Here is a 26,831-nt window from a genome sequence, read left to right as displayed (position 1 = left end):
GGCCGCGGTGGCTGGCGCCACCATCCATATCACCGTCAACGCTGCGCCTGGCCAGGACGCGCAGGCCATTGCCCGCGCCGTGGCCGCCGAGCTGGACCGCCGCGACATGGCCAAGCGCTCCAGCGTGCTGTCGCAGCTGTCGGACATCGACTGAGGAGCATGAGCATGCTGATCACACTGGGCCTGTTTGCCTTTGGCATCGACACACTGGCATTCGACAAGATGGCGCGCGACAGCGCCTGGCGCCATCCGAGCAACAGCCGCGTAGGCGCACGCCCCGCACGCCAGTCGCTGGGCCCGGGCGAGGACAGCATGTCGCTCAGCGGCGTGCTCGCGCCCGAGTTCCGGGGCACGGCCGCGTCGCTGGATTTCCTGACCGAAATGGCCGACTCCGGCAAGGCCTGGGCGCTGGTGCGCGGCGATGCCCCGCTGGGGGCCTGGGTCATCGAAAACCTGCGCCAGACCGGCACACACTACACACCGGGCGGCAAGCCGCGCCGCATCGAGTTCGACCTCAAGCTGGCCCGCGTGGACGACCACCTGGCCGAAGGCAGCGGCGGCGTCGATCCCTGGCCCGATGAAGACTTCTGGGAATGGTGGATCTGATGGCCACGCAGGAATACTTGCACGCCAAGCCCCAGTACGAAATCGTCCTGGACGGGCACGACATCACCAGCCAGGTGGACACGCGGCTGATGAACCTGACGCTGTCCGAATCGCGCGGCGAAGAGGCCGACAAGCTGGACATCACGCTGGACGACAGCGATGGGCGCCTGCCCATGCCGGGCAAGGGCTCCAAGATCGCGCTGAAGCTGGGCTGGGCCGGCCACGGCCTGGTCGACAAGGGCACCTACGAGGTGGACGAGGTGGAGCACCAGGGTGCGCCCGACAGGATCGTGGTGCATGCGCGCTCGGCCGAGCTCAAGCGCCAGCTGCGCACGCGCTCCGAGCACAGCTACCACAACAGCACGCTGGGCCAGATCGTGCGCAGCATCGCCCAGCGCAACGGCCTGCAGGTGCGCGTGGACGCGCAGTTCGAGAACCTGCGCGTGGACCACATCGACCAGACCCACGAAAGCGACCTGAACTTCTGCAGCCGCCTGGCGCGCCAGTACGATGCCGTGTGCACGGTCAAGAAGGGCAAGCTGGCCTTCATCGCCATCGACAGCAAGATCACCGCCGGCGGCCAGACCGTGGAGGCCGCCACGCTCACGCGCGCCGTGGGCGACAGCCACAACTATCACACGGCCGCACGCAACGACTACAGCGGCGTGCGCGCGTACTGGAACGACGCGGATCGTGCCGAGAAACGCAGCGCCACGCAGGGCGCCGAGGACAACGAAAAGCGCCTGAAGGACACCTACGGCAGCGAGGCCGAGGCGCAGGCCGCCGCCAAGGCCGAGATGGGTCGCATCAACCGCGCCAAGGCCACCATGGGCCTGAAGCTGGCGCTGGCGCGGCCCGACCTGATGCCGCAGACGCCGCTGAAGCTGCAGGGGTTCAAGGCGGAGATCGATGACACGCCGTGGCTGGTCGTCAAGATCCAGCATGAGCTGGGCGACGGCGGCTTCACCTCCAAGCTGACGCTGGAGACGCGCGCCAAGTGAGCGAGAGGGGCGGGTAGAGCGCGTCCTGGAGCGGCCGGCGCAGGCCGTTCAGCGCGCGGCCAGGGTCGCCACGGCCATGATGGCGGCGCGGCCCGAATCGTCGGCCCGGCCATAGCAATCGAGCAGCTCGCGCTCGTCGGGCGCCAGGGTCTGGACCGATGCGTTCGCATGCTGGCCCGTGACCACATACAGGACATCCACGCCCAGGCCCGCCATCACCGCCAGGGCGGCCGCATTGGGCGATTGCTCGCCCTTCTCCCAGGTGGCCAGGGTGCCGCGCGAGACGTCGCAGGCGTCGGCCATGGCGAGCTGCGCCACGTCCAGACGCAGACGCTCTTGCCTCAGCCTTTCACCGATGTGATCGAAATTTCTTCTATTCATCAATTGACATGCTCGAAATTTCGAGCAATGATGCAGTCAGCGTGTAACCAAACCATCCAAACCATCCCAAATACTACATGACAGCCATGCACTCCCCCAGAGCCGTGCCCGGTATCCCTGCGGATCCGGTGCTTCATGACAGGCCCGTGCCACTGCGCATGACGGCATCCGAACGCGAACGCCACGCCCGCTATGCCAGCCGTGAAAGCCGCAGCGCCTCCAACTTCGCGCTGAAGCTGTACCGCATGGGCATGCAGCAGTACGAGCAGCAGATGCCGCCGCTGCCCCAGGCCGATCAGACGCGATAGCCACCCGCGCCGACCTGTTCACCGCCTTGTCTTCGATCCCAACTGCCCCCAGGAGCCTGCCATGCGCATGATGTGCCCCCACTGCAACGAACACGCCTACACCCGCACCAGCCTGCAGCTGACCAGCACCAGCCGCGAGACCATCTTCCAGTGCCGCAACTTCGAGTGCGGCCATGTGTTCTCGGCGGTCACCGAGATCAACCGCACCATCAGCCCCAGCGCCATCCCCAACCCCATGGTGATCCTGCCGATGAGCACGCACATCAAGCGCAAGCTGCTGCAGACCCAGCTGGACGCCATGCCGTCCTCGCAATACGAAGGCGCAGCGCACCGCGCAGCCCAGGCGGCCGAATCCGCCCAATCCAGCGAAGGCGCGCGCAGCTAGCGCGGCCGGGGCGCCTTCTCCTGACGGCGCCCCACCCGGCGCGCGGGCAGCCCGCCTGCACCGCCGCCGCCCCACCCCCTTTCCCGCAACCTGCGGAGCCTGCATGAAGGCCCTGCGGGATGCGCTCACCCTGAAACGACCTGGACAGACCATGAAGCTCGGCGACCTGCGCCTTTCCGATCTGATGCGACTGCTGCGGGCAGACGATGCGCCCGCGCCCGAATACCGGCCCGAGGACCCGCCCGCGCTGCCCGAGGCCTACCAGCGCCTGAGCGTCCAGGACTGCCGCATCCGCCTGCGCGAACTGCAGCGCGAGGCCGCGCAGCGCTGCGCCAACGGCCGCTGCGGCAGCGCCGAAAGCCGCGAATGGGCGGGCCTGGCCAGCCACTACCGCATGGCCCTGGTGCTGCTGGCGGGAATAGACGGCGAGATCGAGGAGCTGGCCCTGCGCGACTGGCGCGAAATGCCGCCGCCCGAGCGCGACGCCATCCGCCGCCAGATCCGCGCGCTGCGCAGCTGCCTGCTGCCGCTGCGCGCGCTGGCCCTGAGGACCTGAGCCCATGTCCGTCCTGCTCGCCGCCAAATCCACCGGCCGCAGGCTGCGCACCGCCAGCCTGCAGCAATGGGACCAGCACAAGCCCCGCCCCCACATGGTCCAGCGCGCCATGCAGGCGCTGGAAAAAGCCTTGCCGCCGCAGTGGCTGCAGCCCATGAAGCTGCTGGGCCTGGGCGACTGGCAAAAGGGCGCGCAACACGCCAACGGCCAGCCCGAATGGGCTGCCTGCCACGACGCGCTGGCCGCCATTGACGACTTTGCCAGCCGCCACGGCCGTGCGGCCGAATGGAATCTGGACGACTACGAGATCTGCCAGATGGCCAGGCGCCTGAGCGACGAAGTCGGTGAGCTCGACGCCGGCGCCCAGGCCCAGAACATGGACCTGGCCGCACGCGTGGACCTGTTGCGGCTGATGCTGCGCATGCTGGGCCTGCAGGAAAGCACGCCGCTGGCCGGCGAGCCCGCCATCCGCCGCGCGCTGGATGCCGCCTGGTGGCGCCGCATGCTGCGCCGCCACGTCACGCGCACCGTGGAGGCTGGCGCCGTCAAGCTGGGCATCGTCAACCGCAGCGCCGGCGGCTATGCCAGCAATGCCACCGTGCGCCGGCGCACCGCGCAGATCGAACGCAACGCCCGCGCGCTGGAGCGCAGCCTCTACCGAAACGAGGCCGGCCAGGTCTTCACCCTGGCCGAGCTGGCCGCGCTGTCGCCGGCCAACCCCGTGATCCGTGGCGGCGAGCTGATGACGCGCATCCGCGGCGCAGAGGAATATGCCGACGCGCGCAGCCACGTCGGCCTCTTTCTCACGCTGACGGCGCCCAGCCGCTTTCACGCCGTCACGCTGGGCAGCGGCGGCCGTCCCCGCCCCAATCCGCATTACGACGGCCACAGCACGCCGCGCGATGCCCAGCTGTGGCTGCGCACCATGTGGGCGCGCGTGCGATCGCACCTGGGCCGCCAGCGCATCGCCATGTACGGCATCCGCGTGGCCGAGCCGCACCATGACGCCACGCCGCACTGGCACGCCCTGGTCTGGGCCGAGTGCGAGGAGCACGCCCAGCACATCGAGGCCGCCATCCGCAAATGGTGGCTCAGCGAAGATGGCGACGAGCGCGGCGCCCAGCGCAACCGCATCAACGTCAAGCGCATGACCGGCGGCGGCGCTGCCGGCTACGTGGCCAAGTACATCGCCAAGAGCGTGGGCCATGCGGCCCTGGCCGACCACCTGGACGTGGTGCAGGGTCGCCTGTGGGATGTGGAGCAGGGCGGCATGCCCGGCCACCGCCGCGTGGACGCCTGGGCCGCCTGCTGGGGCATTCGCCAGTTCCAGGCCGTGGGCATGCCCAGCGTCTGCGTCTGGCGCGAGCTGCGCCGTGTCAGCAAGGACCAGGTCGAACAGATCCGCATCGACGGCGACAAGGCCAGCTGGAAGGCCTGGGGCGCCAGCCACCGCCACGGGCCCGACATCCCCGCCGACTGGCGCCGCTACATGGAAGCCATGGGCGGCCACTGCCTGGCCCGCGACCGCTGGCACCTGCGCATGGCACGCCGCCCCGTGCCCGCCGGCGCCGTCAACCAATACGGCGAGGCCATCGCGCCCGGCTGCGGCCGCGTGGTGGGCCTGGAAACCCGGCGCGGCCAGTGGCTGGTCTCGCGCCGCATCGCCTGGCGCAGCGTGGCGCGCGCCACGCTGGAGTTCCAGGAAACCCAAGGTGCAGAAAGCGCCAAGGGCGCCGAGGATGCCGAGGTCGCCGACGTGGCCCTGCCCGCCCTACCCGCCCGCGCGCCGCTGGCGCGCGCTTGGACTGGTTTCAATAACTGTACGGCCCGGCTCACGGGCCACACGCTGCGCGCCCTCATCGCCCGCAGCGGACACCAACGCGAGGACCGGGCCAACCCGGCCGGGCCCGATTCGGGTGCCGATTCAGTGCTGCACCGCCCCGCATCCGGCGCCACGCCATCCAACCCCCCTTTCTTTTCCAGCTGATCCACCCCAGGAGGACCCACCATGCACCACAACATCACCGCCCTGCGCAGCTACCGCGCCACCCTCATCCCCCACGGCGTGGACGCCGCGCAGCTGGATCAACTGGCCGACGCCCGCCTGCTGCCCGTGCTGCGCCTGAAGGCGGCCAGCGCCAGCCACGCCCAGGCCTGCGCCCTGCTGGCCAGCGGCCGGCCCGTTCTGCGAGTCGAGCGAGTTGAACGTGTGGAGCGCAAGAAGGCAGGCAAGTCCATCACGCCGCGCCACGCCTGATCAAGCACCCAAGCACCGGACACGACATCGGAGAACACCGCAATGACGCAACAGAACATGGAACTCTTTCACAGCGCCCCGCGCCTGGACACCCAGGGCATCGCCAACTACCTGGGCCTGAGCCGCGAGCACGTCACCGCGCGCCTGACCAAGCGCCCGGACTTTCCCAAGCCCTTCATCAACGCCAGCCGCCGCATCCGCTACTGGCGCATGGCCGACGTCAAGGCCTGGGCCGAGGGGCGCCGGTGAGCAGGTACCAGGCCATCGCCGTGCGCTCAGTGATCGCTGCCCGCAAGAAAACGGCGTGCCTGGTCGCGCGCCCCGTCGAAGATCTGCCGGGCCATAGGCTGCGGCACGCTGGCCGGCAGGCGCGGCTGCAGCCGGTCGATGGCGCTGTCCAGCGCCTCGACCATCTCCACCATGCTCTCCCACAGGCCTGCGATGCGCGTGGTCTCGGCCAGGGCCTTCCAGTGGCGGCGCTGGATCTCGGCCAGGCGGTAGTGGCGGCTGCGCCCCGGCAGGGCCATGGCCATCCTGGCGCGTTGGCGGGCAATCTTGCCGTGGCCGTGACCGATGATGGGCCAGGCCGACAGCACGTCGTACAGCGGCGTCATCTCATAGCCGCCGCCCGGCTGCAGGAACACCGAGAAATTCTTGGCATGCCCGTCCGTGGCAGCCAGCAGCCAGAATGCCAGCTGGGCCATCACGAAGCGGGCGCAATCCTGGGCAGGCTCGCTGCCATGCTGCAGCACCTGCAGGCACTGCAGCATGCCGGGCCCGCCGTGGGTCTCGTACTTGTTGGCGCTGGCAACGCCGCGCACCTGGCAGAAATCTTCCTGGGGCAGGCGCGCAATCCAGCCCTGGGCCGTCCAGGCGCGGTCAAAGCGCGCCACGCACAGCACCTGCTGCCCGCCAAAGCTCTCGATGCTGCTGTCGGCCACGGCAAAGCCCAGCTCGGCCAGCAGGCGGGCACACAGCCACTCATTGGCCACTGACTCGCTCAGGTCGTAGTGCCAGTGCGGCACCACGCCGATGGCCGGCTTCAGGATATGCGTGGTCGGCGTCGCACCCAGCGGGCGGCACCACTGGCCGCCCTGGCGCAGCACCGCCGTCTTCTCCTGCGCACCGGCAATGGACAGCCGGAACTCCTGGTCCACCTCCAGCGCGCCAAACCCGCCACCCAGGCTGGCCAGGTGCTCGGCAATCTGCGCCCCGCTCAGCGGCTCGAAGCGCACCTGGTCAAAACCGTCGGGCACTGCACCCTCGGGCAGCAGCTGCACGGCCCCCACGCAATCGCGGCCAATGGCTTCCAGCAGCGAAAACGCATCGATCCCGCGCAGCCCGAAGCGCTGGTGAATGCGCCGGCGAATGCCCTCGCCGTCCGGCAGCAGGTTGTCGAAATAGTGGGCCACCACCTCGCCCGCCACCGTCAGGTCGCGGGTGAAGGGCATGGACAGTGACAGCGGCCGCGCATGCGCGCTCTGCGGCCAGGCCGGGTCATAGGCGAACACATGGCGGCCCGTGCGCGTGACCTCCCAGGTGCCCACCCGCTCCCCATTCATCCAGACGCCCAGCGCCGCCATCACCAGGACCCTTTCGGCTTGCGGTCCTGCCAGTGCGGCGGCAGCGCCTGCGGCTTGAAGGCCACGGGGCGGTCGACGGGCTTGCGGGGCACGTTGTCACCCGCGTACGGTTGTGGAGCTGGCTCGGCCACCTTCAACGCAGCAGGCACAGGCACAGATGCAGACGCAGGAGAAGCCACCGCATCCGCCCTGGGCCGCATGAGCAGATCGGCATCCAGCAGCTGCAGGATCTCCATCAGCTGGCGCACGCTGATGGCGGCCGGGTCACGCTCTATCGCCGCCACACGCGACTGGGACACGCCCAGCCGCTGTGCCAGTTGGGCCTGGCTCACGCCAGCGGCCTTGCGCAGCGACTTCAGGTGCAGCGCAAGCTGATCGGGCAGTTGCAACAGGTGGTCCATGGTGTTCTCCTGGCCAGGGCATTCAAAATATCATCTCAAGATGATGAATTGAAATTATCACTCTAAAATAATATTGTCAACATATCATATTGGAGTGATATTTCTGGCAGCCATAGTGCCTACAACCGTGCCGCGATGTCCTCGGCCGTCTCCCGGTAATAGGTATTGAACAGCTCGTTGATATCCACGTGGCCGCTGATGCGGGCCAGCGTCATCACATCCACGCGCTTGCTCAGCCAGGTCAGCGCCGTGGCGCGCAGGTCATGGAAACGCAGGCCCTGCACCATCACGCGGTCGCGCAGCTTGCGGTAGAGCGTGTCGCGGCTGGCGTCGCTGATGGTCCAGTAGGCGTCGCGCCCGGCAGCCTCGGCGGCGGCGTCCAGCACGCGCAGCAGGCGCACGGCACGGCGCGTCAGCGGCACATGGCGCTCGCCCACCTTGGCCTCGGTCTTGTGGTGCGGCAGGTGGTAGACCCGGCGCTTGAGATCCACATTGCTGCGGCCCATGCGCAGGATCTCGCCGCTGCGCATGGCCGTGTGCAGGGCCACCAGCATGGTCCAGGCCGTCTGCTCCATGGCGGTGACAGGCGCCAGGCGCGGCGAGACATTGGCCGAGCGCAGCATGCGCCGCACCTCGCTCCACTGCCCCGTGCGTCGGCGCGCATGGGACTTGGCCGGCAGCTTGATCTCGGGCCAGGGGCTCTTGCCCACCCATTTCCACTGCTTGACCGCAAGAGTCCAGATCGGACGGAATTGCTGCGCCTCGCGCAGCACGCTGGCGCCGGAGACCTGCTGCAGCCGCGCATCGCGCCAGCGCGCCAGGTCGTCACCCGTGATCTCGTGGAACACCTTGGCCGCCAGCTCGGGAAACTCGCGCAGCCAGGCATCAAAGCGCAAATGGTCGGCCCGCGCCGTGCTGGCCGTCTTTTTGTCGGTGACCTCGCGCCGATAGCGCTCCACCGCCTCGGCCAGCGTGCGCCGTGGAAACTCCCCGCGCGCCCCGGCCAGAATGGCCGCTTCCTCGGCCACGGCCCAGCCCTGCGCCTCGGCCTTGGTCGCCCGCGTGGCGGTGCGCCGAATACCCGCACGCTCCACCTCGGCCCGCCAGCCGTTCTTCACCTTACGGAAATACGCCATCCCACCTCCTGCAGCCCGCGCGGGATCACAAGCGGGATCTGCGCGGGATTGTGATGTGATTTTGCGCTGTTTTGTGCCGGTTTCAACCTGTTCCGTTTTGCCCCCAGAACCCAGAAAAAAAGCCCGCCTCCTCTACAGGAAGCGGGCTTGAGCAGTGTTCGCCGCAGTTGAGCGGCGTTGGTGCGTGGTGCGCGGGGGGCGGGTCGTCATTCATTCAAAAACAATCACTTGCATTCACTGCGCGGGATCCGTGCGGGCCAGCAAAAGGCTTTCGAGGCCGCCCGGCACACGCCAACCCAACATGCGCGCAGCCCGACCAAAGGCCCTGCCAGTCATCGCCAATCAGCAGATGAAAAAGGGTCACATCAAATTGAAACATCTGGTCATTCGACCTATACTGTATGTGCATACAGTAGAAAGAAGACGCGATGCAGCACCAGATTGAGACGGTCAGGGACGATGTGGAAAGCGCCAGCGAGCAAGTGGCCGCCATCTGCGAGCTGCTGGCTGCAGCCCGGGGCACGGCCGTGCACGCCTCGGCCATTACCGCATTGCTGCTGCCCGTGTCACGCAAGCTCAGCGCGGCGGCGGGTGACCTGTCCGACCATCTGCATCGCAGCCAGGTAGTTGGCAGCAAGCGCTGCTAGACCCTCTCACCCGCACCATGACAAGACCCCGCCCTGCGGGGTCTTGTCATTTCTGCGTTCGGCACGGCCGCTGGCGTGCCCGCAGCGCGCACAGGCTGCAGCGATTGCCGGGCCTGCTCCCGTCGGCAAACATGGCATTCATACCCGGCCCGCGCGCCGGACCCGGCATACCGCCTGCCCGATGCCACCGCGATCCGGTGGCCTGAGGCGTTCCCGGCATCCGCAGCCACACGCATGGCGGGTGCACCAGGAACAGGTCCGCGCGGGCCGGCCCACGAGGAGCTTCAGTGAGTCTTGCCATTCCCTTTCCCGCGCCGGATCAGGCGATACCGCCACCGGCCCGTGCCGCCGCTCCCGCCGACCCTGCACACAGGGAGCGCGCCTGATGCTGGCCATTGCTCGTGAATACGAAACGCTGGACGAGCTGTGCATGCGCCAGCTGGGCGCCACGCGCGGCGTGGTGGAAGCCACGCTGGAGCGCAACCCGGGCCTGTCGGCCCACGGTCCCCATCTGCCCGCCGGCCTGGCCGTCGAGCTGACCGAACCCGCCCAGGCGCCCAGCCTGCCCCTGATCAGTTTCTGGGATTGACATGGACCGAGAAACCATCGTCAAGACCGCCGCCCTGGAAGGCGCCAAGGCCGCGCCTCCCGTCACCGTCGTGGCCGCTAACGTGGCCAATGGCTGGACCATGACCCATACCGCCACCGCGCTGACCATCGTCTACGTGCTGCTGCAGGCCGTGTATCTGCTGTGGCGCTGGCGCAATGAACGCGAGGACCGGCGCGCGCGCCAGGCCGAGGACGCCGCGCGCAGGAAGGCGTCTTCGACCGCCACAGACACCGGAGCGGCCCCATGAGCACGGCCCGCATGCCAGCGGCAGGACTGGGCATTGGCGCGGCCATCGTTGCTGCCTGGATTGCCGCAGAAGGCTTCAGTGCGGCGCCCATCATTCCCGTGCAGGGTGATGTGCCCACCATCGGCCACGGCGCCACGCGCTACGAGGACGGCACGCGCGTGACCCTGGCCGACCCGCCCATCACCCGCGAACGGGCGCGCGAACTTGCCATCAACCTGCTGGAGCAGCAGTACGGCGCCTGCGTGCGCGATTCGCTGGGCGACACGCGGGTGCACCCGGCCGAGTTCGCCCAGGCGGTGGACTTCGCAGGCCAGTACGGCTGCGGGGCCTGGCGCGGCTCCTCGATGCTGTCCAGGACACAGGCTGGCGACTACGCCGGCGCCTGCCAGTCCTACCTGGCCTGGCGATTCATGACCAGCACTCAGCCTTTGCAGGGCTTCAGTGCCTATCGATGGGATGGCGCAGGCCGGCCCACGCGCTGGCGCTTTGACTGCTCGGCACCCGGCAACAAGGTGTGCCGCGGCGTTTGGACACGCCAGCAGGCGCGCCACGCGGCCTGCATGGAGGCCCAGCCTTGATGGACCGCCTGCAAACCCATGCCTGGCAGCTGCTGGCCCTGCTGCTGGCAGCGCTGCTGGTCTGGCAGTCGCTGGCGCGGCTGGGTGCCGAGCGCGATGCGGCGCAGGCACGCACGGATCTGGCGACCGACCGCCAGGCCGCTGCCACCGCCGCGCTGCACGCATCCGAACGCTATCGACAACGGGAAGGAGCCTACCGTGAACGCCTCGACTTTCTTGCACGCGACACGGACCTGGCCCTGGCGCGCGCTGCGGCGGATGCCGATGCTGCCCGCGCTGCTGCTGGCCGGCTGCGCGGCGACCTCGCCAGCTACCTCACCGCCCACCGTGCCGCCGCCCAGGCTCGCGCCGCTGCCGGACAGTGCGCGCCAGACACCGGCGCCCTCGATCTGCTCGCCGAGCTGCAGCGCCGCGCTGACGAACGAGCGGGAGCGCTGGCGCGCATTGCTGACGACGCCCGCCACCGAGGCAGCGCCTGCGAGCGCGCCTACGACGCCGGGCTCGCGCTGACCAGCGCCCTGACAAGCACCATGACCCCGGACCCACGCCATGCTCAAGCCCGCTAGCCTGCGCGACGCGCTCGTCGCTGCCCTGCCCCAGCTGCAACAGTCGCCGGGGAACATCCGTTTCACCATCCAGAGGGGCCGTGTGGTCAACACGGGCACGCCGTCCCTTTCCTGGGAATACCGCTATACGCTGAGCCTGGTGATTGCGGACTTCACCGGCAGCATCGATGCCGTGACCGTGCCGCTGCTGGTCTGGGCGCGGCGCCACCAGCCCGACCTGTTCGACCATGCCGAAAGGCGCGAGCAGGCGATCCGCTTCGACATTGCGCCTCCTTCCACGGACCCTTCAGCCGCATCGCAGCCGCAGCAGCTCGCGATCGAGATCGACCTGGTGGAGGCCGTGCTGGCGCGCCCGCGCGAGGGCAGCCCCGGCGCCTTCGACCTGATCTACAAGCCCGAGCCGCCAGGCCAGCTCGACATTGCGCAGCGCCAGTTGTGGGAGTTGTTCCTGTTCGGCGAGAAGGTGGCCGAGTGGAATTACGACCCGCGCTGAGCACGGGCCTGGGCACGCGCCCGGCCCATCGCCAAGCGCCGCGCCGGGCTGCATGTGGCAGCGTGCGCCACGCCCGGCACACGGCGACACGCAAGGGCTCGGCCGGCACCATGAACGCCATGGATTCGCCCGTCGCACAAACCGAGAGCCCGTACGAGATCATCCGCCGCCTGGAGGGGCTGATCCGTACGGGCACCATCGCCGCAGTCCGCCATGCGCGCCCTGCGCGCTGCCGCGTCAAGACCGGCAACCTGACCACCAACTGGATTCCCTGGCTGGCCCTGCGCGCCGCGGGCGAGAACGCCAGCGTCTGGTGGCCGCCTGCGGTGGGCGAGCAGTGCGTGTTGCTGTCGCCCGGCGGCGACCTGCTGGGCGCCGTGGCGCTGACCGGCATCTACAGCAGTGCCGCAGCCCAGCCCAGCGACCGCGAAGGGGTGTGCCACACGCAGTGGAGCCCCACCGATTTCATGGAGCACGACAGCACCACGGGCCGTCTCAACATCAACGTGGCCCATGGCATCACGCTGCGCGTGGGCAACTCGGTGATCAGCATCGACGAGCAAGGCATCAGCCTGCAGGCAGGTGGCGGTTCGGCCACCGTCAATGCGCAAGGCCTGGCCGGCGCGCCCGATGTGACCACCGGCCCCATCAGCCTGCTGCGCCACCGACACGGCGGCGTCAGGGCGGGCGACGCCGTCACACAGGGGCCGCTATGAACCGCCACACAGGCCGCCGCATCGAGGGCATGGAGCATCTGCGCCAGAGCGTGGCCGACATCCTGTCCACGCCCATCGGCTCGCGCGTGATGCGCCGCGACTATGGATCGCTGGTCCCGGCGCTGCTGGACCAGCCCGACAACAACGCCACCCAAGCGCTCCTGCGCGCCGCCGTGGCCAGCGCGCTGATGCGCTGGGAGCCCCGCATCCGCCTGACACGCATCGTGATCGAGCGCGATCCGACCGCACCCGGGCGCGCCGACCTGACGCTGATCGGCACCTTCAACAACACGCGCCGCCCGGCCCCGCTGAGCCTGCAGATGCCCATTGCCCGCACCCTTTCATGAAGCAAGACATGACCCCTGCACTGGACGCCCTGCCGCCGCCCGGCGTCGTCGAGACGCTGGATTTCGAGCGCATCCTCGACGCCCACCGCGCCGATCTGCTGGCGCGCCACCCGGAGGCCGCCGAGGTCCTGGCGCTGGAGAGCGAGCCGCTCAACAAGCTGCTGGAGGCGCACGCCTATCGCGAGCTGCTGTACCGGGCGCGCGTCAATGATGCGGCGCGTGCGCATCTGATTGCGTTCGCCCAGGGCTCAGACCTGGACCACAAGGGCGCCTTCTATGACGTGGCCCGACTGCCCGGCGAAAGCGACGAACGCTACCGCCAGCGCATCCTGCTGCGCGTGCGCGCGCTGGCCGGCAGCGGAACGGCAGAGCACTACGAGCACCTGGCCATGACGGCCAGCGCCAATGTGCACAGCGCCATCGCCACGCAGCCCCAGCCCGGCCGCGTGAGCGTGCAGCTGTGGCTGGTCGAGCCCGCACAGGCCGAAGAAACCCTGGCCATCGTGCTGTCGGCCCTCAATGCGCCAGGCGCACGGCCGCTGGGCGTACCCGTGTCGGTATCGCTGGCGCGCCCGCACCCCATCGACATCACGGCGCGCCTGCTGCGCGAGCCCGGTGCGCCCGTGGACATCGTGGCGCGCCTGCAGGCCGGCCTGGCCGCCCAGATTGCGGCCTACGCGCTGCTGGGCCGCGATGTGCCGCGCTCGTGGATCACCACGCGCCTGCATGTGGACGGCATTGCCCGCGTCACCTACCCCGACGCCCAGGCCCCGGCCGAGCTCACGCCGCTGGCCGCCGACGAATACCCGGTGCTGGGCCGCGTCCAGCTGGTGGACGAGGGCCTGCAGGCATGAGCACCGCCGCCATCGTCCCGACGGCGCCCCGCCGCCACGTGCTGCCGCCCAACGCCACGGCGCTGGAGAAGGCCGTGGACCAGGTCGTCCCAAATTGGGACGGCCTGGCCGGCGCCTTTCCCACGCCGGCCCATGGCGAGCCTGCGGCCTTTCTGCCCTGGCTGGCGGCCGAATGGGGCATTGCCCAGTTCGACCGCTACTTCGACGACGTGCCCGCCCTCATCGCCAACGGCCTGCCCTGGCTGCGCGAGCGCGGCACGGCCGCGTCCATGCAGCGTGCGCTGGGCTGGCTGGGTTATGACGACGCGCAGCTCGACGAGGATGGTGCCTGGCTGCACCTGGACCTTGGCCGCATCATCGGCGACGCAGAGCTGGCCAGCGTGGCCCATGTGGTACGCGCCAGCCTGCCGGCGCACGTGCGCTTTTACCGCGTCTTCCACGGCCACGACCTGCGCCCGCTGCGGCTGGACCACGGCCCGGGCCTGGACGCCGGCATGCTGGACAACGACAGCGGCACCTGGATCGATGTGTCGCCGTATGGCGAACCCGTCAAGCTCAGCCAGGGCCTGCCCCGCCGCACCGGCACCGAGGCACCGCCTTCGGACGGCGTGCTCACGGCCCAGCTGTTCCGCGTCACCACCATCGCCACCTATGCCGACCGCATGCTGCTCGATGCCTGGACGCTGGACAGCGAGATCCTGATCGACGCCAGCCTGGGCATCACCGAAGTCAACGCCACCACCACGGGCGAACCCGCCTACTACGCGCCGCTGCGGCCCATTCCCGCCCAGGCCATGGCCACCCACAGCGCCTGGACGGCGCCCGCTCCGCTGGCCCTGGCCAGCCTGCACCCCTGGGCCAGCACCGAGCGCCCGCACGACAACACCCGTACCTGGACCGGACGCTGGGACAGCACGCCCTGGCGCCGATCCTTCGAAACCCGCACCACCACCACCGAAGAACCCGAGGAACCCTGAACATGGCAGTTCTGCAGCAAGCGGGCCGCATCGCCCTCGCCAAGGCCGTCGCCGCCCAGACCATCCACATCGCCTGGGGCCGCGGCCTGCCCGCCTGGGACGCCGCGCCCGAGCCCGAACCCATCACCGCCAACGCCCTGGTCGACGAAATCGGCCGCCGCCTGGTCACCGAGGTGCGCTTTGCGCGGCCCGACGACAACGGCGAGATCGAGCTGCCCAGCGGCGCGCGCTACAGCGTCAGCGACACACCCACCACCTTCGTCTACCTGCGCGCGGCCTTCGGCTTCGACGACGCCAAGGGCGAGGACGTTCGCGAGATGGGCGTGTTCTTCGGCACCCAGGTCGCCACGGACGTGCCGCCCGGCCAGCGCTGGGTGCTGGCCAGCCAGCTGACAGGCAAGGGCGAGCTGTACACGCTGGAGCGCCGCCCCCGGATCCTGCGCAGCGGCAGCGTGCGCCAGGTCGAAGAAATCATCCTCCCCTTCTGAACGGCACCCCATGAGCCAGACCAAGATCTACGACCGCTTCGACGCCGGCAAGCGCTACGACAGGCTGCAGTTCGCGGCCGACCGCGTGCTGCAATCGGCCGAACTCAACGAGCTGCAGAGCATGCAGCAGCACCGCCTGCGCGGCATCACCGATGTGCTGTTCAAGGAGGGCGACATCGTCCGCGGCTGCCAGTGCATCACCTCCGCCGACACGGGCGCCACCACCATCGAGGCCGGCGCGCTCTACGTGGCCGGCGCCGTGCGCGGCATCACGCCGGGCACGCTCACCGTGGCCACCGTGGGCACGGTCTACGTGGGCGCCTACCTGCAGACCGACACCGTCACCGAGCTGCAGGACCCCGAGCTGCTCAACCCCGCCGCCGGCACGCGCGGCTATGGCGAGCCCGGTGCGCTGCGCGAGCGCGTCACCCTGGTCTGGGGCGCGCAGGGCGACGGCACGGCCGGCACCTTCTATCCCGTGTGGACCATCATCGACGGCTCCGTCATGCCCAAGGAGCCGCCGCCCAACATCGACGCCGTCACCCAGGCCCTGGCCCGCTATGACCGCGACAGCGCGGGCGGCACCTACGTGGTGCGCGGCCTGGACGTGATCATGGGCGAGGACCTGGCCACCGGCCAGCAGGTCTACACCGTGCGCGAGGGCGCCGCCCGCGTCAACGGCCATCCGCTGGAACTGGGTGCCAGCCGCCGCCTGGTCTACGAGGCCAAGCCCGACCTGTTCTTCGTGGACAGCGAACCCCACACCTCGGCCGGCACGGCCGCCCAGCGCATCCGCTTCGACCGCCAGCCCGCTGTCGGCACACCCCAGGTGCGCGTGCAGGCGCGCAAGACCGTCACGCTCACGCACGGCGGCTTCACGGGCGCGGCCGATCCGCTGCCCGACAACGCCGTGCTGGCCGTGGACAGCGTGGTCCAGGCCGGCACCACCTACGTGCAGGGCACGGACTGGAAGCTGGTGGGCGGCCAGATCGACTGGAGCCCTTCCGGGGCCGAGCCCGTTCCCGGCAGCACCTACCAGGTCACCTACCAGTACATGCTCAACGCCACGCCCACGGCCGTGGACTCCACGGGCTTCACCGTGGAAGGCGCGCTCAAGGACACCCTGGTACTGGTCAGCTACCACTACGCGCTGCGCCGCTACGACCGCCTGGTGCTCAACAGCGAAGGCCAGCTGCAATGGGTGCCCGGCGTGCCCGCCGCCTGGTCGCCCAAGGTTCCGGCCGCACCCAGCGGCACCCTGGCCCTGGCCTCGGTCTACCAAAGCTGGGACAGCAACCGCCGCGTGGACCAGGACGCCGTGCGCGTCGTGCCCATGCAGACCCTCAAGGCCTACCAGGACCACATCCAGACCATCTACGCCGACCTGGCCGAGCTGCGGCTGTCCGTGGACGTGTCGGGGCGGCACAGCGGGGTCAAGAAGGGGTTGTTTGCGGATCCGATGCTGGACAACGGCCTGCGCGATGCGGGGCGTGCGCAGACCGGCCATATCCTGGGCGGGCATCTGCGCCTGCCCCTGAATGTGCAACTGCACCAGATCGGCACCGACATCACCACCCCCCAGACCACGCCCTACCAGGCCGTGCCCGTGCTCAGCCAGTTGGGCCGCACAACCACCATGCTGGTCAATCCCTACGGGGCCTTTGACCCACTGCCCAGCTCCATCAAACTCACCCCTGCCGTGGACTACTGGACCGAGGTGCAGACCACCTGGGCCAATCCCATCATCGAGAGCTTCTGGAGCGGCGAGTCCGAGCGCGTGCTCTCGGACACATCCAAGAACATCGAGTTCCTGCGCCAGATCGATGTGCAGTTCTGGATCGACTTCCCCGTGGGCGAAACGCTGACGGAAGTGAGCTTCGATGGCATCCCCGTCACGCCCGAGCCTTTGGCTGGCGGCACGCTGGTGGCCACGGCACAAGGTCTGAAAGGCAAGTTCAAAATCCCGGCTCGCGTGCCTGCAGGCACCAAGGCCGTGCGCTTCACAGGCCGAGGTGGCAGCCATGCAGAAACCATCTTCACCGGTCAAGGCACGCTGCGCAGCCGTACGCTGGCCTCCGTTGTGGTCGTCGTCATATGGCCCACCGGCTGGGATCCGCTGGCCCAGACCTTCACGCTGAGCACCACGCGCGAAGTCTGCGGAACACGCCTGTGGTTCACGACTCCGGGCAAAGAGGACGTGCAGGTGCAGCTGCGCGAAGTCACGGGCGGCGTGCCCTCGCGCGGCGTCATTGCCGAATGCGTGCTCAAGCCGGAGCAGATCCGCGCCGACATCGCTGCAGGCAAGCCCACTCTTGCTCAGTGGGCGCCCCAGCTACTGGAAGCCGGCGTCGAATACGCCATCGTCATCCTCACCAACGACATGACCACCGCCGTGGCCGTGGCCGAACTCGGCGGCTGGGACCAGGCCCGCGCGCAATGGGTCACCAGCCAGCCCTACAGCGTGGGCGTGCTGCTGTCCAGCAGCAACGCCAGCACCTGGACGCCACACCAGACGCGCGATCTCGCCTTCGAACTGCTGGCGGCTGAACACACGGCCAACACCCGCACCATCGAACTGGGCAGCTTTGCCGTTCAGGACGCCACTGACCTCATGGTGCAGGCCGGGGCCATGCTGCCTGCCGCAGACTCTCAAGTGGTCTTTGCCATGCAGTTGGAGGATGGAACAACGTTGGAAGCCGCAGCCGGCCAGCCCGTGCAACTGGCCAGCCGCTACAACGGCGAAGTGGCCGTGCGCGCCAAGCTCTCGGGCAACACCCAACTGGCAGCCCATCTGCTGCCTGGCATGCAACTGGCCGCAGCCAGCCTGCAAAATACCGGCGACTACATCAGCCCCACCATCAACGCTGGCAGCAACACCACGCTCAGCGTCGTGGCCGAGGCCCTGCTGCCCGCCGGCAGCTCCCTGACCGTGCAGATGCAGGCCGAGGGCAGCAGCACCTGGGTGAACGTCCCCTACCTGAGCACCAGCCCGCAGACCGCCGGCGTGCTGGAGATCACCTACCGCCTGGCTGGCATCAACGCCGAGCGCCTGCGCGTCCGCCTGGTGCTCACTGGCAGCCATAGCGCCCGTCCCCAGGTCACCAACCTGCGAGCCATCGTGATATGACATTGCACGACGACAAGACAGCGCAGGGCTGGCCCCTGCCCCACCCCGACAACCGTCTGGAAGACGACGTGCTGCGCCTGCGCCAGGCAGTTCAGGATGTGGACCAGGCGCTGACCACGGCGCGCCAGCTCATCGACACCAAAGCCAGCTCTCAGGGCGTGCAGGACGCAATGGACGTGGTGGCACACCGCATAGAGCAGTTGGAGACCGCTGCCCAGGCCCTGAGTACGGGCAAGGTGGCCAGCGTCAACGGCGTGGCCGGCATCAACGTCAAGCTCAACCCAGAGCACATCGCGCTGGGCCCGGCCAACGGCGCCACCAGCGAAAGCTTCGGCTACGACGCCCAAGGCCGCATCAGCAGCATCACGCGCAGCGTCAACGGCTTCAGCGCCACCACAGCCGTCAGCTACGACGGCGCCGGCCGCGTCTCCCAGCAGCAGACCAGCTACCGCGGGCGCGTGCGCACGGAAACCTATGCCTACGACGCCGCCACGGGGCGGGTGTCCGGGGTGAATGCCACGGAGGTGCAGGGATGAACCGCGCCCACTCCACCATGAATCGACCAAAGTCATGACAGTCCACAACGACAAAACTCCCCAGGGCTGGCCGCTACCTCACCCGGAGAATCGGCTGGAAGAAGATGTTCTTCGCCTGCGCAGCGCGCTCAATGCCATCGATGGCGCCGTCCAGTACCTGGACCAGGCCCTGACCTCTCAGGCACAGACCTCAGCATTGGATCTTGCGGCTGTGCAGCAGACCCTGACCCAGTCCCTGAGTGCTGGCCTGCAAAGCACAGGCCAGCAGATCACTGCGCTGCAGAACGCGATAGCGGCCAAGGCGGTCGATCTTCAAGCTGTCGCCAAGGCAAGCAACTCGACGCATGCAGTGGCTGGCCAAGTGGGGCTGACTCGCCTGCGCCAAGCCCACTCGCACAGTGAATTCGACGGTCACCCCTTGGAAGCAGGTGTGGAGTACTCGCTATTCACCGCAATCATCCACAGTCGTCCACTGCCTGCGGCACCGGAACTAGGGGACGCCATCGTACTCACCGACCCATGGGGCTTCTGGCAACGCGGCAACTTCACACTCAAGCGCGGCAATGCCCAGCACCTCATCAATGCGCGTGCCGAAGACGTGATCTTCAACGTCAACTGCTGGCGAGTCACTCTGACCTACGCGTGGATCAATAACTGGACACTCTCAATAGGTTAAGGAAAGACCCATGGCAAAACTGAGCGAATTCGAAGGCGGCAGGCTGCTGCCTGTGCGATCCCAATTGGTGCTGTCTTCAACAACGATTACGGTAATCGACGACGGCTGGGCCATCGTAGCCGGCATGGGAGGAGGCGCTGGCGGCAGCAAATCTTTCGCAGCAGGCAACTCTGCGGCCTGGGGTGTCAAAGCCTTTCCCGTGACGGCGGGCAGTCTCATCGGCTTTGTAATCGGCGCAGGTGGGCTAGCAGCCACGGCTATGAATACACCATCCAGCGCAGGTGGTACCACACTCATCACGCTCAATGGCTCGGCTCTCATGACATGCCCAGGTGGCGAAGCGGGTCAGCCCAGCACGGCGGGAAAAACTCCGGTGACGTCCACCGTCACGGGTGCGGACTATTGGACTCCTGGCCGTCAACCCCAGACGTTCTTAGCAGGCGCTGCGGTCGATGTGGGCAACGGCACCAATAGCACAAGCGGCGCATGGGGAGACCATTCCGTAGACCTTCAAGGGCTGCTCGCAGGTGTTCCTGCTGGCGCGTACTTCTGGCCATTCGACATCAATTTTCACGGCTCACAGCCTGGTTCTCCTGGGGTCGGAACGGGTCCAGGATCAGGGATTGCCGCTGGCATATTCGCCGGTGGCAGTGGCCACTCCGATGCGTCCTATCAAACCCCTCCGGGGCGCGGCGCTTCTGCAGGCCGCACTGGCTCTAACAACCCACCGCACAACGGCGGCGCCGGCCTCGCCCACCTGCGCCTGTTCAAGCGAGTCTAGACGCCATGGCAATTATTGAAATCATCGACGGCGAAGGTTCCGTCGCCAACACCATCATGGCTGATGAGGCCTTCGCTCAGCAGCACTATCCAGATGCTTGGCGGGTGGCATCCATCCAGGATGCCCCGGCACCACTTCCGCAAGCCGTGCGCCACGTCACCTCCAAGGCTCTACGCTGGCGCCTGACGGTTTCGGAGCGCGCCGCCATCGAATGGGCCGCCGTAGACCGCGCCGATGCAACTGAGGTTCAGCGCAAAAACGCGGCCACGCTGCGGTCCATGCTCAAGGATCAGGAGCAGGCTCAGTTTATCGACCTGGACGACACCAGTGTGGCCAGCTACCTGCTGTTGATCGAGGACCTGCAACTGATCGCACCAGGCCGCGCAAGCGAGATCCTCGGAGCCCCCGTCCAGCCCGGCGAACGCCCCTGATATCCCCACCTGCAAAGCCCCGGCACCTATTGGGCGGCCGGGGCTTTTCCGTTTCTGATCTGCACCCCGAACCGGTGCAAAAGCAAGCCTCTGTGCAGCCCTCCGGCACAGCCAAGGTCGCTGGTGCCCAAGCCCCCGCCGCGAGAACATCAATGCAACCCAGGCACAACGCCAGCGGCCTTGCAGGCTGCAGGCGCCAAGCCCTGCCAGGACAACCAGGCCGCCTTGGCTGCATGAACTTCAGCATGACACAAACCATCACTGTCGATCCCGCCAACACCGAAGCTTGCGCAAAGGTGCCTGCATGAGCCTGGATGCCGTTATCAGTGCCGACCTGGTGAAGACGCGGGCAGAGATTGCTGCGCTGAGCAGTGCCGTGTTAAGTGCACGCAGCGAGATTGCCGGGCTGACCACTCAGGTCAATAACAGCAGCGTGATCAAGAGTGTGCAAAGAGGAATCGTTTCGATTTTAAGCACCGCACCAAATGCGACTGTCATCAACATAGCCACTGTGAATCCAAGCAAGTGCCTAGTCTCATTTTTGGGCAGCACTGGTTATTTCGCTATGAACGATGTCAGCTTTTCGAACCTGACTCGAATGAGATTGCTAGACAGCAACAGAATCGAAATTCTGAAAAGTCTTACTGGCTCGGGTACAACCAACGTCGAGCTGTCTTGGGAAGTCGTGGAGTTCAACTAATGCCCCACCACTACGCCCAGCTCACCCCCGCCGGCGTGGCCGTCGCCATCACGGAAACGCACGCCGAGCTCAACGCTCCCGACCTGCTCCCCCTGCCCCGCTACGACACCTCGGTGCTCGGCCGCCGCTGGACCGGCACGCACTGGGAAGACGTGGCGCAGGCCTTGTCTGAAGACCAGGCAGCGTCCAACGAACCCGCCCCCCGCCACATCACCCCCCACGCCCTGCGCCGCCGCTTCACCGTGGTCGAGCGCACGGCGCTGGAGTGGGCCGTGGTGGACCGTGCCGAGGCGGGCGAGGCCGACCGGCTCAACGCGGCCACGCTGCGCTCACTGCTCAAGGACATCGAGCAGGCGCGGCAACTCGATCTTGACGACCCCGAACTGGCCGACAGCCTGCGCCAGTTCGAGGCCTTCGGACTCATCGCCGCGGGGCGTGCCCAGGAAATCCTGGACGGCCCCGTACAAGCCCACGAACAGCCGTGACCACCCCTTTTTGACGACAGCCCCACGGCCCAACCACCCCCCAACCCGGAGAACACCATGGCGACAGCCCCGTTCCATCATGGCATTCGCGTCACGGAAGTGAGCGAAGGCATCAATTCCATCCGCATCGTGTCCACGGCCGTGATCGGCCTCGTGGCCACAGCCAGCGACGCCGATGCGGCCACTTTCCCGCTGAACCGTCCGGTGCTGGTCACCAAGGTCGATGCGGCCATCGGCAAGGCCGGCACCAAGGGCACGCTGGCCCAGGCGCTGAACGCCATCAAGGAGCAGTGCCGCCCGGTGCTGGTCGTCGTGCGCGTGGCCGATGGCGAAGGCGCCACCGAGGCCGAACGCCGCACCGACCAGGACGCCAAGGTCATCGGCACCACCGCCGGCAACCAGTACACGGGCCTGCAGGCGCTGCTGGCGGCCCAGGCCCAGCTCGGCGTCAAGCCGCGCATTCTGGGCGCACCGGGCCTGGACAGCCAGGCCGTGACCGACGCGCTGGCGTCCGTGGCCATCAAGCTGCGCGGCTTTGCGTATGCGGCGGCCATCGGCAACGATGTGGCCGAGGCCCAGGCCTACCGCGAGCACTTCGGCCAGCGCGAGCTGATGCTGCTGTGGCCCGGCTTCAAGGCGCTGGACCTGTCCACCGCCGCCGTGCAGGACGCCTCGCCCGTGGCCTACGCCCTGGGCCTGCGCGCGCGCATCGACCAGGAGCAGGGCTGGCACAAGACGCTGTCCAACGTGCCGCTGTCCGGCGTGCTGGGCATCTCGCGCGATGTGCACTGGGACCTGCAAAGCCCCGATACCGAGGCCGGCATCCTCAACCAGGCCGGCATCACCACGCTGATCCAGAGCCAGGGCCACCGCTTCTGGGGCTCGCGCACCTGCACGGACAGCGAGCTGTTCCGCTTCGAGTCCAGCGTGCGCACCGCGCAGGTGCTGGCCGACACCATGGCCGAGGCGCATTTCTGGGCCGTGGACAAGCCCATGCACCCCAGCCTGGTCAAGGACATCCTGGAAGGCATCAACACCAAGTTCCGCGAACTGAAGGCCCTGGGCTACATCCTGGACGGCAAGGCCTGGTACGACGAAACGGTCAACGAGACCGCCACGCTCAAGGCCGGCAAGCTGGTGCTGGACTACGACTACACGCCCGTGCCTCCGCTGGAGGACCTGGGCTTTCGCCAGCGCATCACCGATCGCTACTTCGCCGACTTCGCCCTGCGCGTGGGCACCGGCCAGTAAACGGCGGCCGCACCCGACACACCCAATACACCGAACACAACGGATACACAGGAGAAAAGCACCATGGGACTGCCCCGCTCTCTCAAGAATTTCGCCACCTTCGTGGATGGCAACTCGTACATCGGCGACATGCCCGAAGTGGGCTTGCCCAAGCTCACCCGCAAGATGGAGAAGTACCGCGCCGGCGGCATGAACGGCGAGGTCAGCCTGGACTTCGGCATGGAGGCCATCGAGGCCGACCTGACCGCTGCCGGCTACATGAAGGAGTTGATCTCCACCTGGGGCACGCTGCGCCACGACGGCGTGCTGCTGCGCTTCGCCGGCGCCCTGCAGGGCGATGACAGCGAAGGCGTGGACTCGCTGGAAGTGGTCATGCGTGGCCGCTTCTCGGAGTTCGACCCCGGCAAGGCCAAGGCCGGCGACAAGACCGAGATCAAGTACAAACTGGCCGTCAGCTACTACCGCCTGTCCATCAACGGCCAGGTGCTGATCGAGATCGATCCGGTCAACTTCGTCGAAGTCGTCAACGGCATCGACCGCCTGGCCCAGGTCCGCGCCGCGCTGGGCATCTGAGCCTGGCTCACCTGACCTGACCGGGCCCCACCGAGCCTCACTGGGCCAGTTGGCCCGGTCCTCTTCTTTTCTTCACCCGAACGCTGACACACCATGGACACCACCAAGCCCCAGGAAGACCTCCAGAACCAGGCTGCCGCCAATGCGGCCGCCCTCGCATCGGGCGATGCGCGCGAGATCACGCTCGACGTGCCGCTCAAGCGCCCCGGCGGCGAACTGGCCCGGGTGCTGGTGCGCCGCCCCAATGCCGGCGCGCTGCGCGGCCTGTCGCTGGTCGAGCTGCTGCACATGAACGTGACCGCGCTGCAGACCCTGCTGCCGCGCGTGACCGAGCCCATGCTGCACAAGGCCGAGGTGCTGCAGCTGGACCCCGCCGACCTGGTGACCCTGGGTACGGAGGTGGCCTCTTTTTTGGTGCCGAAGGCGCAGAGGGAGCAATTCCCGAGCGCGTAGAGGACGCCATGGCCGACCTGGCCATGGTCTTCCACTGGCGGCCGGCGGACATGGAGGACATGTCGCTGGCCGAACTCGGCCAATGGCATGAACGGGCGCGCGAGCGCTACGAAAGCCAGGACTGAGCCAGGACTGAGCACCACCTCCACTCCATCGCCCGCCTCTCGCCCCTCTCTTGCACGCCCCTTGCCCATGACCTCCACCCAACGCCAACACCGCACAGGCCAGGGAGCCCTCCATGGCCGTTGACACCCTGCGCCTGGACGAGGTGCTCAAGCAGGCCGAGCGCGTGCACCAGCCCCTGGCGCTGCTGGGCAGAACCAGCAGCAACACGGCCCGGGAACTCAAGGAAACGGTCGACCAGTTGAAGAAGCTGCAGCAGCAGCAAGCCCAGCTGGACGACTACCGCGCGCTGCGCAGCGGCCTGGCCGACACCACGGCGCGGCTGCGCGGCGCGCGCCAGCAGATGGCCCAGCTGCGGCTGGAATCGGGCGCGGGCGAGCAGCCCTCGCGCGCCATGCTGCGCGCGCTGCGTTCGGCCCAGGTCGAGGAGGAGCGCCTGGCGCTGCTGCGCGCCACGCAGCGATCGCGCCTGATGGACATGCGCGAAGGCCTGCGTGGCGCGGGCGTGGACACGGGCAACCTGTCCGCGCACGAGCGCAAGCTGCACAACGACATCCGCGCCACCACGGCCCAGATGGAAAAGCAGCGCAAGGTGGTGGCACCGGCCGCCCAGCGGCTGGAGAGGATCGACGCCCTGCGCGAGCAGAGCAAGACCCTGGCCGATCGCGGCCAGGCGCTGCGCGAGACGGGCGGCAAGATGCTGGCGCCCGTGCGCGCCGTGAGCCAGGCCTTCATGACCGACGACCAGGCCGCCGCACAGCTGCGAGCCACCATGGCGGGCAGCAACGGCAAGCCGGGCGCCGATTACCAGCAGGTGCTGGACTTGGCCAAGAGCCTGGGCACCGACATGCCCGGCAGCACGGCCGACTACATCGCGATGATGAACCAGCTGCAGCGCCAGGGCGTGTCCTCGCAGGATGTGCTGGGCGGCGTGGCCCGGCAGGCGGCCAACCTGGGCGCGGTGCTGAACATGCCCGCCAAGGAGGCCGGCGAGTTCGCGGCACAGCTGCAGCAGGCCACCCGCGCAAGCGCGGGCGACATGGCCGCACTGGCCGACACGGTGCAGCGCACCTCCCACCTGGGACTGGACCCCACAGGCATGGTCAAGGGCCTGGACGCCATCGGCAAGGCCCTGCCGCAGCTGGGACAGCAGGGCGCAAGGTCGGGACAGATGTTCGCGCCGCTGCTGCTCATGCTCAACGACGCCAGCATCAGCGGCGAGGCCGCCGGCAAGGCCATCGGTAGCCTGGTCAAGAACTCCATGGACCCGGCCAGGCTGGGCCAGGTCAACAAGATGCTCGCGGGCCAGGGCGTGTCGCTGGACTTCAAGGACGCCAGCGGCCAGTTCGGCGGCACCGAGCAGATGATGGCCCAGCTGCAAAAGCTGCAGAGCCTGGGCAGCGACAAGCTGCGCGCCGCTGCGCTGGACAAGCTGGCGGGCGGCGACGCGCAGACGCGCAAGGCCCTGGAGGCGCTGCTCCAGCAGGGCCCGGGCGGCTACCAGCAGATCGCCTCCCAGCTCAAGTCACAGGCGGATCTGGATGGGCGCGTGGCCATCCTGAAGGACTCGGTCTCGGCCCAATACGAGTCCGTCAAGGACAGCTACAACGGCCTGTTGAGCGACATGGGCTCGACCATCGAGTCCGACCTCAAGGCCGTGCTGGGCACGCTGCGCGAGATGACCGAAGGCATGCGTGCCTGGGTCAAGGAGCATCCCCAGATCGTGCAGTGGACGCTGCGCATCGTGGCCGTGCTGGGCCTGCTGATCGCAGGCGTCGGCGTGGTGAGCAGCGTGCTGTTCGGCCTGCTGGCGCCGCTGCTGCTCACGCGCACCGTGTTCGGCCTGCTGGGCGCGGCCATGGGCGCAGGCAGCGGTGCGTTGGGCGTGCTCAGGCGCGGCCTGGCGGCCGTGGTCCTGTCGCTGGGCATGATGGGCGGTGGCGGCAGTGCCATGGGCCTGTTGGCCGGCGGCTTGCGCATGGCCAGCAACGCTGCGGGCGTGCTCAGGCGCGGGCTGGGAGCCGTGGTCCTGTCGCTGGCCATGATGGGTCGCGGCGCTGCCATGGGCAGCATAGGCACCGCCCTGGCCGGCGCGGGCCGCGCTGCAGGCCGCATCTTCGGCGGCGGTGCAGGCAAGGGCCGTGCGGGCGCCGCCATGGGCCTGCTGGGCGCCGGCCTGGGGGCCGCAGGAGCCGTCGGCGGTGGCCTGGGCGGTGGTCTGGGTGGTGCAGCCGCATCGCTGATGGGCCTGGTGCGCATGACACCCATGGGCCGGCTCGCAGGCGGCCTGATGGGCGCGGGTGGCTCGATCATGCAGAACTGGGATGGCCTGTCCACCGCCTTCAAGGCCGGCGACTGGAAGGGCGTCGGCGGCACGCTGCTGGACGCCGGCAAGGCCGGCCTCGATGGCGCCACGGGCGGCCTGTTCGGCGTGGTCTCTGACCTGGCCGGCAAGGGCATCAGCGGCCTGGCCTCGTCGGTGGGCTCGTGGTTCAAGTCCGGCGATGCGTCAGCACCCGACCAGGGCCGCGCCGGCGCACTGCGCCAGGGTGTCGCGG

35 protein-coding genes are annotated in these 26,831 nt (G+C 68.4%); 31 read left to right on the top strand and 4 right to left on the bottom strand.

The window, feature by feature from the left end:
* The first annotated feature begins 165 nt into the window (after window positions 1-165).
* Both ACM14_RS27535 and ACM14_RS27530 read left to right on the top strand, forming a co-directional pair.
* Window positions 166-606 carry a phage tail protein gene (locus ACM14_RS27535; protein WP_065347910.1) on the top strand — a complete coding sequence of 147 codons (441 nt, stop codon included), beginning with the start codon at window positions 166-168 and terminating at the stop codon, window positions 604-606.
* Window positions 594-1,607: a contractile injection system protein, VgrG/Pvc8 family gene (locus ACM14_RS27530; protein WP_084027457.1), complete on the top strand. Its 1,014-nt coding sequence runs from the start codon at window positions 594-596 to the stop codon at window positions 1,605-1,607. The genes ACM14_RS27535 and ACM14_RS27530 overlap by 13 nt, the downstream gene beginning before the upstream one ends.
* A gap of 48 nt (window positions 1,608-1,655) precedes the next feature.
* On the opposite strand, the gene ACM14_RS27525 is transcribed toward ACM14_RS27530, so the two are convergent.
* Complete coding sequence (locus tag ACM14_RS27525; protein ID WP_012204502.1) at window positions 1,656-1,988, bottom strand: helix-turn-helix domain-containing protein; 333 nt, start codon at window positions 1,986-1,988, stop codon at window positions 1,656-1,658.
* An 86-nt stretch (window positions 1,989-2,074) separates the two neighbouring features.
* Between ACM14_RS27525 and ACM14_RS27520 the strand changes: the two genes are divergently transcribed.
* The 6 genes from ACM14_RS27520 (at window position 2,075) to ACM14_RS27495 (ending at window position 5,743) form a co-directional block, all read left to right on the top strand.
* Window positions 2,075-2,296, top strand: a complete 222-nt coding sequence (locus tag ACM14_RS27520; protein ID WP_254662152.1) for a hypothetical protein — start codon at window positions 2,075-2,077, stop codon at window positions 2,294-2,296.
* A gap of 61 nt (window positions 2,297-2,357) precedes the next feature.
* Window positions 2,358-2,681, top strand: coding sequence for an ogr/Delta-like zinc finger family protein (locus ACM14_RS27515; protein WP_012204500.1), 324 nt, complete (start codon window positions 2,358-2,360; stop codon window positions 2,679-2,681).
* Between the two features lie 103 nt (window positions 2,682-2,784).
* Window positions 2,785-3,237: a hypothetical protein gene (locus ACM14_RS27510; protein WP_012204499.1), complete on the top strand. Its 453-nt coding sequence runs from the start codon at window positions 2,785-2,787 to the stop codon at window positions 3,235-3,237.
* 4 nt (window positions 3,238-3,241) lie between these two features.
* Window positions 3,242-5,224 carry a replication endonuclease gene (locus tag ACM14_RS27505; RefSeq protein WP_065347908.1) on the top strand — a complete coding sequence of 661 codons (1,983 nt, stop codon included), beginning with the start codon at window positions 3,242-3,244 and terminating at the stop codon, window positions 5,222-5,224.
* A gap of 21 nt (window positions 5,225-5,245) precedes the next feature.
* Entirely contained in the window at window positions 5,246-5,494 is a 249-nt protein-coding gene (locus ACM14_RS27500; RefSeq protein ID WP_065347907.1) for a hypothetical protein, read from the top strand.
* A 42-nt stretch (window positions 5,495-5,536) separates the two neighbouring features.
* Window positions 5,537-5,743, top strand: a complete 207-nt coding sequence (locus ACM14_RS27495; protein WP_012204496.1) for an AlpA family transcriptional regulator — start codon at window positions 5,537-5,539, stop codon at window positions 5,741-5,743.
* 26 nt (window positions 5,744-5,769) lie between these two features.
* On the opposite strand, the gene ACM14_RS27490 is transcribed toward ACM14_RS27495, so the two are convergent.
* The 3 genes from ACM14_RS27490 to ACM14_RS27480 form a co-directional block, all read right to left on the bottom strand.
* On the bottom strand, window positions 5,770-7,077 hold the full coding sequence (locus tag ACM14_RS27490; RefSeq protein ID WP_065347906.1) for a type II toxin-antitoxin system HipA family toxin: 1,308 nt from the start codon (window positions 7,075-7,077) through the stop codon (window positions 5,770-5,772).
* The gene (locus ACM14_RS27485; protein WP_065347905.1) at window positions 7,077-7,478 is read right to left on the bottom strand and encodes a helix-turn-helix domain-containing protein; all 402 of its coding nucleotides are present in this window, start codon (window positions 7,476-7,478) and stop codon (window positions 7,077-7,079) included. Before ACM14_RS27485 ends, ACM14_RS27490 begins: the two co-directional genes overlap by 1 nt.
* Window positions 7,479-7,597: 119 nt before the next feature.
* Complete coding sequence (locus tag ACM14_RS27480; protein WP_026062098.1) at window positions 7,598-8,614, bottom strand: tyrosine-type recombinase/integrase; 1,017 nt, start codon at window positions 8,612-8,614, stop codon at window positions 7,598-7,600.
* 428 nt (window positions 8,615-9,042) lie between these two features.
* Between ACM14_RS27480 and ACM14_RS27475 the strand changes: the two genes are divergently transcribed.
* From ACM14_RS27475 to ACM14_RS32680, 23 genes are all read left to right on the top strand, one after another.
* Complete coding sequence (locus ACM14_RS27475; RefSeq protein WP_012204526.1) at window positions 9,043-9,261, top strand: hypothetical protein; 219 nt, start codon at window positions 9,043-9,045, stop codon at window positions 9,259-9,261.
* Between the two features lie 385 nt (window positions 9,262-9,646).
* A complete protein-coding gene (locus ACM14_RS27470; RefSeq protein ID WP_043824232.1) occupies window positions 9,647-9,850 on the top strand; it encodes a tail protein X in 204 nt (67 codons plus the stop codon).
* A 1-nt stretch (window position 9,851) separates the two neighbouring features.
* The gene (locus ACM14_RS27465) at window positions 9,852-10,118 is read left to right on the top strand and encodes a hypothetical protein (protein ID WP_016445084.1); all 267 of its coding nucleotides are present in this window, start codon (window positions 9,852-9,854) and stop codon (window positions 10,116-10,118) included.
* Entirely contained in the window at window positions 10,115-10,696 is a 582-nt protein-coding gene (locus ACM14_RS27460) for a glycoside hydrolase family protein (protein ID WP_065347904.1), read from the top strand. Before ACM14_RS27465 ends, ACM14_RS27460 begins: the two co-directional genes overlap by 4 nt.
* Window positions 10,696-11,262, top strand: a complete 567-nt coding sequence (locus ACM14_RS27455; RefSeq protein ID WP_065347903.1) for a DUF2514 family protein — start codon at window positions 10,696-10,698, stop codon at window positions 11,260-11,262. Before ACM14_RS27460 ends, ACM14_RS27455 begins: the two co-directional genes overlap by 1 nt.
* Window positions 11,246-11,755: a phage tail protein gene (locus ACM14_RS27450; RefSeq protein WP_065347902.1), complete on the top strand. Its 510-nt coding sequence runs from the start codon at window positions 11,246-11,248 to the stop codon at window positions 11,753-11,755. Before ACM14_RS27455 ends, ACM14_RS27450 begins: the two co-directional genes overlap by 17 nt.
* Complete coding sequence (locus ACM14_RS27445; protein ID WP_254662150.1) at window positions 11,734-12,471, top strand: phage baseplate assembly protein V; 738 nt, start codon at window positions 11,734-11,736, stop codon at window positions 12,469-12,471. Before ACM14_RS27450 ends, ACM14_RS27445 begins: the two co-directional genes overlap by 22 nt.
* On the top strand, window positions 12,468-12,818 hold the full coding sequence (locus ACM14_RS27440; RefSeq protein WP_065347901.1) for a GPW/gp25 family protein: 351 nt from the start codon (window positions 12,468-12,470) through the stop codon (window positions 12,816-12,818). The genes ACM14_RS27445 and ACM14_RS27440 overlap by 4 nt, the downstream gene beginning before the upstream one ends.
* 8 nt (window positions 12,819-12,826) lie before the next feature.
* Window positions 12,827-13,672, top strand: coding sequence for a baseplate J/gp47 family protein (locus ACM14_RS27435; RefSeq protein WP_233174780.1), 846 nt, complete (start codon window positions 12,827-12,829; stop codon window positions 13,670-13,672).
* Window positions 13,669-14,649 carry a phage tail protein gene (locus ACM14_RS27430; RefSeq protein ID WP_065347900.1) on the top strand — a complete coding sequence of 327 codons (981 nt, stop codon included), beginning with the start codon at window positions 13,669-13,671 and terminating at the stop codon, window positions 14,647-14,649. Before ACM14_RS27435 ends, ACM14_RS27430 begins: the two co-directional genes overlap by 4 nt.
* A 2-nt stretch (window positions 14,650-14,651) precedes the next feature.
* Window positions 14,652-15,137, top strand: coding sequence for a hypothetical protein (locus ACM14_RS27425; protein WP_012204516.1), 486 nt, complete (start codon window positions 14,652-14,654; stop codon window positions 15,135-15,137).
* A gap of 10 nt (window positions 15,138-15,147) precedes the next feature.
* Window positions 15,148-18,264 (top strand): DUF4815 domain-containing protein, encoded by a 3,117-nt coding sequence (locus ACM14_RS27420; protein WP_065347899.1) that lies wholly within the window; start codon window positions 15,148-15,150, stop codon window positions 18,262-18,264.
* Entirely contained in the window at window positions 18,261-18,800 is a 540-nt protein-coding gene (locus ACM14_RS27415) for a hypothetical protein (RefSeq protein ID WP_065347898.1), read from the top strand. The genes ACM14_RS27420 and ACM14_RS27415 overlap by 4 nt, the downstream gene beginning before the upstream one ends.
* A 34-nt stretch (window positions 18,801-18,834) precedes the next feature.
* Window positions 18,835-19,476: a hypothetical protein gene (locus tag ACM14_RS27410; protein WP_065347897.1), complete on the top strand. Its 642-nt coding sequence runs from the start codon at window positions 18,835-18,837 to the stop codon at window positions 19,474-19,476.
* A gap of 10 nt (window positions 19,477-19,486) precedes the next feature.
* On the top strand, window positions 19,487-20,257 hold the full coding sequence (locus ACM14_RS31880) for a hypothetical protein (RefSeq protein WP_139093510.1): 771 nt from the start codon (window positions 19,487-19,489) through the stop codon (window positions 20,255-20,257).
* A 5-nt stretch (window positions 20,258-20,262) separates the two neighbouring features.
* The gene (locus ACM14_RS27405; RefSeq protein WP_065347896.1) at window positions 20,263-20,688 is read left to right on the top strand and encodes a hypothetical protein; all 426 of its coding nucleotides are present in this window, start codon (window positions 20,263-20,265) and stop codon (window positions 20,686-20,688) included.
* Window positions 20,689-20,992: 304 nt separating this feature from the next.
* Window positions 20,993-21,388, top strand: coding sequence for a hypothetical protein (locus ACM14_RS27400; RefSeq protein ID WP_065347895.1), 396 nt, complete (start codon window positions 20,993-20,995; stop codon window positions 21,386-21,388).
* Window positions 21,388-21,873, top strand: a complete 486-nt coding sequence (locus ACM14_RS27395) for a hypothetical protein (RefSeq protein ID WP_065347894.1) — start codon at window positions 21,388-21,390, stop codon at window positions 21,871-21,873. Before ACM14_RS27400 ends, ACM14_RS27395 begins: the two co-directional genes overlap by 1 nt.
* Window positions 21,874-21,930: 57 nt before the next feature.
* The gene (locus tag ACM14_RS27390) at window positions 21,931-23,124 is read left to right on the top strand and encodes a phage tail sheath subtilisin-like domain-containing protein (RefSeq protein ID WP_016450710.1); all 1,194 of its coding nucleotides are present in this window, start codon (window positions 21,931-21,933) and stop codon (window positions 23,122-23,124) included.
* A gap of 63 nt (window positions 23,125-23,187) precedes the next feature.
* Window positions 23,188-23,697 (top strand): phage major tail tube protein, encoded by a 510-nt coding sequence (locus ACM14_RS27385; RefSeq protein ID WP_012204508.1) that lies wholly within the window; start codon window positions 23,188-23,190, stop codon window positions 23,695-23,697.
* A gap of 93 nt (window positions 23,698-23,790) precedes the next feature.
* Complete coding sequence (locus ACM14_RS27380; protein ID WP_065347893.1) at window positions 23,791-24,150, top strand: phage tail assembly protein; 360 nt, start codon at window positions 23,791-23,793, stop codon at window positions 24,148-24,150.
* 8 nt (window positions 24,151-24,158) lie between these two features.
* A complete protein-coding gene (locus tag ACM14_RS31000; protein WP_012204506.1) occupies window positions 24,159-24,275 on the top strand; it encodes a GpE family phage tail protein in 117 nt (38 codons plus the stop codon).
* A gap of 113 nt (window positions 24,276-24,388) precedes the next feature.
* On the top strand, window positions 24,389-26,831 hold a 2,443-nt coding region (locus ACM14_RS32680), incomplete at its 3' end, for a phage tail tape measure protein (protein WP_065347892.1).

The organism is Delftia sp. JD2, assembly GCF_001682645.1.
In the GTDB taxonomy this organism is placed as follows: Bacteria; Pseudomonadota; Gammaproteobacteria; order Burkholderiales; family Burkholderiaceae_C; genus Comamonas; species Comamonas acidovorans.
This window is presented reverse-complemented; position numbering and strand designations above follow the sequence as displayed.